The sequence below is a fragment of the Pelotomaculum propionicicum genome, assembly GCF_004369225.1.
Lineage (GTDB): Bacteria > Bacillota > Desulfotomaculia > Desulfotomaculales > Pelotomaculaceae > Pelotomaculum_B > Pelotomaculum_B propionicicum.
This window is the reverse complement of sequence record NZ_QFFZ01000097.1, coordinates 1-4099: the sequence shown is the minus strand read 5'-3', so window position 1 is coordinate 4099 and position 4099 is coordinate 1. Positions and strand designations below refer to the sequence as shown.

Sequence of the window (4099 nt, the reverse complement as noted above, 5' to 3'; positions counted from 1 at the left end):
CAAGCCTCGGACATTTTAGCAATATCATTACAATCTGCTTAAAAAATCAATTTTTTAAACCAAGGGATAAGTATGTCCTTTTTTAGGCTTACTCCTTCAGTTGTGTAATTGAATTGTTTTCACGCTATCCACCTCCTTGTATGATATGACCAGTGGATTAATTTCCAGTTGGTCATATTTATTTTTCATAAAACAATTGACCTTTGGATTATCCCTTGGGACAATCACGGTAGAACCGATGGCGGGGCAGTTCAGAACCTCCTGCACTTTTAGTGCTTCTTAAGACTGCTCCCCGGGCCTGGTGGCAACCGCTTACGCGCGGGTTGCACGTCCAAAGAGGTCCTCCCTTCAGCAAGGAGCCTCGCACCAATCTCTTTGGGTGAGTGCTCATCGGAAAGGTTGCTGTTACACCAGGTTCCCAGGGATACCCCAAAGTTTTGGTTTCTTAAACCTTAATCGGAAGGAGGTGTTGATGACATGGGCCGTACTCTTTTCATCGGTATTGATATAGGAGCCGACTCCAATGTAGTTAGAATCCTTGATGACACCGGCGAAGATGTCTGTGGATTCACGGTCTCCAACGACCTTCCAGGGACAGAAAGACTTGTCGATAAAGTAGTTGATGTGGCTAATGCCTTACCCGCTGATAACGTTAAGATTGGCATGGAAGCCACCAACCTATACTGGTGGCATCTGTCCCAGGCTCTTCATGATGATCCTCAATTAACAGCCCTGGGGACAGAAATCGCAGTGATTAATCCCAAGATCATTGACGGGTTTAAGAGTATCTACACAGATATGGCCAAGACAGACGCCTTAGACGCCAGGGTTATTGCTGATTGCTTGCGGTTTGGACGAGTCCGTCCAACACCACCTCCTGACATGAGGTATGCACCTTTGCAACGGCTAACCCGGTTTCGCTATCACATGGTGGGTAACCTAACCAGGGAGAAGAACAGGGCCTCGAACCTGATTTTCCTTAAGTTCTCCTCGTACAATATGGACTGTCCATTCTCGAACCTATTTGGGCAGGCTTCTTCAGCGGTGGTAGAAAACTTAACACCTGACCAGATCGCTGCGATGCCTGTGGAAGAACTGGTAGATATGATGCTGCAACATGGAAACAAGCGGCTAAAGGATATTCCTGAAATGACTAAGACCATTAAAAGGGCCGCTCGCAACTCCTACCGCTTAAACCCGAAAATGCAAGAGTCTGTGGATATTACGCTGGCCATGTCTCTTGAAACCATCCGGTTCTTTGAGAGTCAGAAAAAGAAAATCGACCAGGCCATCGCCAAAGAGATAAAGGCTATTCCACACACGTTGGAAACCATTCCGGGCATCGGGCCGGTTTACTCAGCCGGCATAGTAGCCGAAATAGGTGACATATCAAGGTTTGACAATCACAACGCCCTTGCCAAATTCGCGGGCTTAACCTGGCGGCAGAACCAGTCAAGTAAGTTCAACGCTCAGGATATTCCCCTGACCAGATCCGGTAATTATTACTTGCGGTACTACCTTGTAGAAGCGGCCAACTCCGTCCGGGTGTGGGAACCGGAGTATGGTGAGTTCTACCGCAGGAAGTTTACCGAGGCCAGGCACCACAACCATAAACGTGCATTAGTCCTTACGGCCCGCAAACTCGTTCGCATGGTCTTTACGCTGCTGAGTCAAGGCCAAATCTACAAGCAAAGGAGGATGAATTAACCTTTACTTTACATTTCTCATTTCTTTACATAACTGGTGGTCTCTTGCGATTACTAGTAGGGTTACTTATTGCCTTTTTAAAATAACGTTCTAAATAATTTCCAATTTAATGGCTTGACATTTTACCGCGGGTCTTATATTGGGCTTAAACACTTATCATACATTAGGTTGACCTCTTTTGACATTGAAATTTCTTATACCCAATATATATTCAAAGCATTATGCAAGATGAAAAAAATTGATTATATTTATTGTGAAGAAAATCACAGTGGAATTTCGGCAAGCCTCGAATGACAAGTCATATATATTTGTTACTTTATATATTTGTTGATTTCGCGAAAATAATCCACAACTGGAGGGAGGCTAGAGCAGACTTTATGTTAGAGTCTGTATAACAATTTTTACCCGGGTGAAAAGTTTAGCAGATAATTATCATAAAGTATTTTAAACATCTCAATAATGAAAACTAAAAAAAATTTATATCTACACTATCTTAGTGCATTTGCAATCAAATGCTATTGTCTTGTCAACCGAGTATGAAATCAAAAGTGAGGAGAAATTCACTTTTGCAGTCGTCCAGTTTTAGACGTACAAAGTACGATCCTTTAGCCAAGCTGTTTGCACAAGCTAAAATTATGGTCTATGGAGTATATCAAACCATAGAAAACCACTGGTCATATGAGGTAATCAATTCAATAAGGGGTTGAGCTAATGACAGAGGAAATTTTTAAGTCAGAAGGCAAAATCAAGAATAATTATTTTGACGGTATGCATATCAGGGGCAGACACTTAGTTTTATATGCCATTATTGCCATGGTTTATTTCTTTGAACAACTTGACAACATGCTTTTAGGCTTTGTGGCGCCAGCGGTTATCAAAACATTCGGGATCACTGCTCAATTGTTTGCGCCGGCCCAGTCACTGTATTTCATTGGGATGATGCTGGGTGGTTTTTGTGGCGGCATGATATCTGACCGCATCGGCAGACGTAAGACAATCCTGTATGCTCTCATTCTTACTTCAGCCAGCTGTATCATTACAGGATTCACTGACAACATAACTACCTTCACAATTTTCCGGACATTGACTGGTTTCGGTGTTTTTTGTACCACAATTGTGGCTATTACCTATGTTGCCGAAATAACTCCGGCAAAACAGCGGGGCAAATGGGAAGGTATTTGTGCAACATTTGCTTTTATGGCCACGCCTGCTATCGGCGCTGTGGCGGCAAAGGTAGTGCCGCTGGGGCCGGAGGCCTGGCGCTATATTTTTGATGTTGGTATCCTTGGCTTTGTCGCAGCATTTTTTGTATACTTCCTTCTGGATGAAACACCGCGGTGGTTAGTGTCAAAAGGCCGGGTCGCCGAGGCGGAAGCTATGGTTGAAAAAATTTCTGGCATAGCGGTAGATTTAAGCGATCAGGCTAAATTTGAAGCTGAACGTGTAAAAATAAGTGTATGGCAAGGACTTGTTTCATTGGTTCAAGGTAAATACCTCGGGCGCACTGTGCTCTGTTTCCTTATTGGGTTTGCGCAGCAGGCCCCTTCATTTGCCTTATTAAACTGGAACAACACTTTGCTTCAGCTTAATGGTATTCCGGCGTATGAATCGATGATGATTTCAACACTCGGCACTATCGGCATGGTAGTAGGTACGTTTATTTCCGCCTGGGTCGGTCCGTTGGGCGGGCGTAAAATTCCGATTGGGGTATCTTTGCTGATTACTTCGATTATGATTATGATCTATATCAATGTAGGCAGTAATTTTGTATTGCTAGCAACGTTCTTGTTCTTGTTCCAGACAGCCAGTATGTGCGCGGCTTACTGTATCTATCCATACCAGGCTGAGTCCTTCCCAACCAGTGTGCGCAACAGTGCCACAGGTGTGATTAACGCTGGCGCCCGTTTGGGTACATCCGGCACCCTGCAAATCGTGCCGTTTTTATATGCCGCTGGCGGATTTGCCACTTTTGGCACGACAATAGCTATCATGAGTGCGGTGCCTGGCATCTTGGTACTTCTCTTTGGATGGAGAACCGGCATGGCGCCGTTAGAAGAAGTTAGTTAAATAAGCAAAAGTGACTATATTTAAATGTTTTATGCCAAGGTATATACTTTTACTGATAACACATATTGTTCAGAAATAGCCGGTATTAAATGTCCAAAAGTTGACGGAATAGATACCAAGAATCCACCTGAGGGATCATTGTGTTTGTCAATCAAAAAGTTTACCACTGTGATCACGTAAAAGTTTACCACCCATAAAAAGGGGATCAGCTCATTTGGAATGGTAATTATGGAATATTATTACTGGCGGTCTTTTAGCAATATTATTTTTGTCTCTACCGTCGCAGGGGTTGTGGGTATGTGAATAACGCAGAGCGTTATTCAAG

At 43.6% G+C, this 4099-nt stretch carries 2 protein-coding genes; both read left to right on the top strand.

Annotated features, from left to right (window positions below; genetic code table 11):
• Positions 1-477: 477 nt before the first annotated feature.
• Complete coding sequence (locus tag Pmgp_RS18815; RefSeq protein ID WP_134216159.1) at positions 478-1707, top strand: IS110 family RNA-guided transposase; 1230 nt, start codon at positions 478-480, stop codon at positions 1705-1707.
• Between the two features lie 711 nt (positions 1708-2418).
• Entirely contained in the window at positions 2419-3774 is a 1356-nt protein-coding gene (locus tag Pmgp_RS18810) for an MFS transporter (protein ID WP_134216158.1), read from the top strand.
• Positions 3775-4099: the final 325 nt, after the last annotated feature.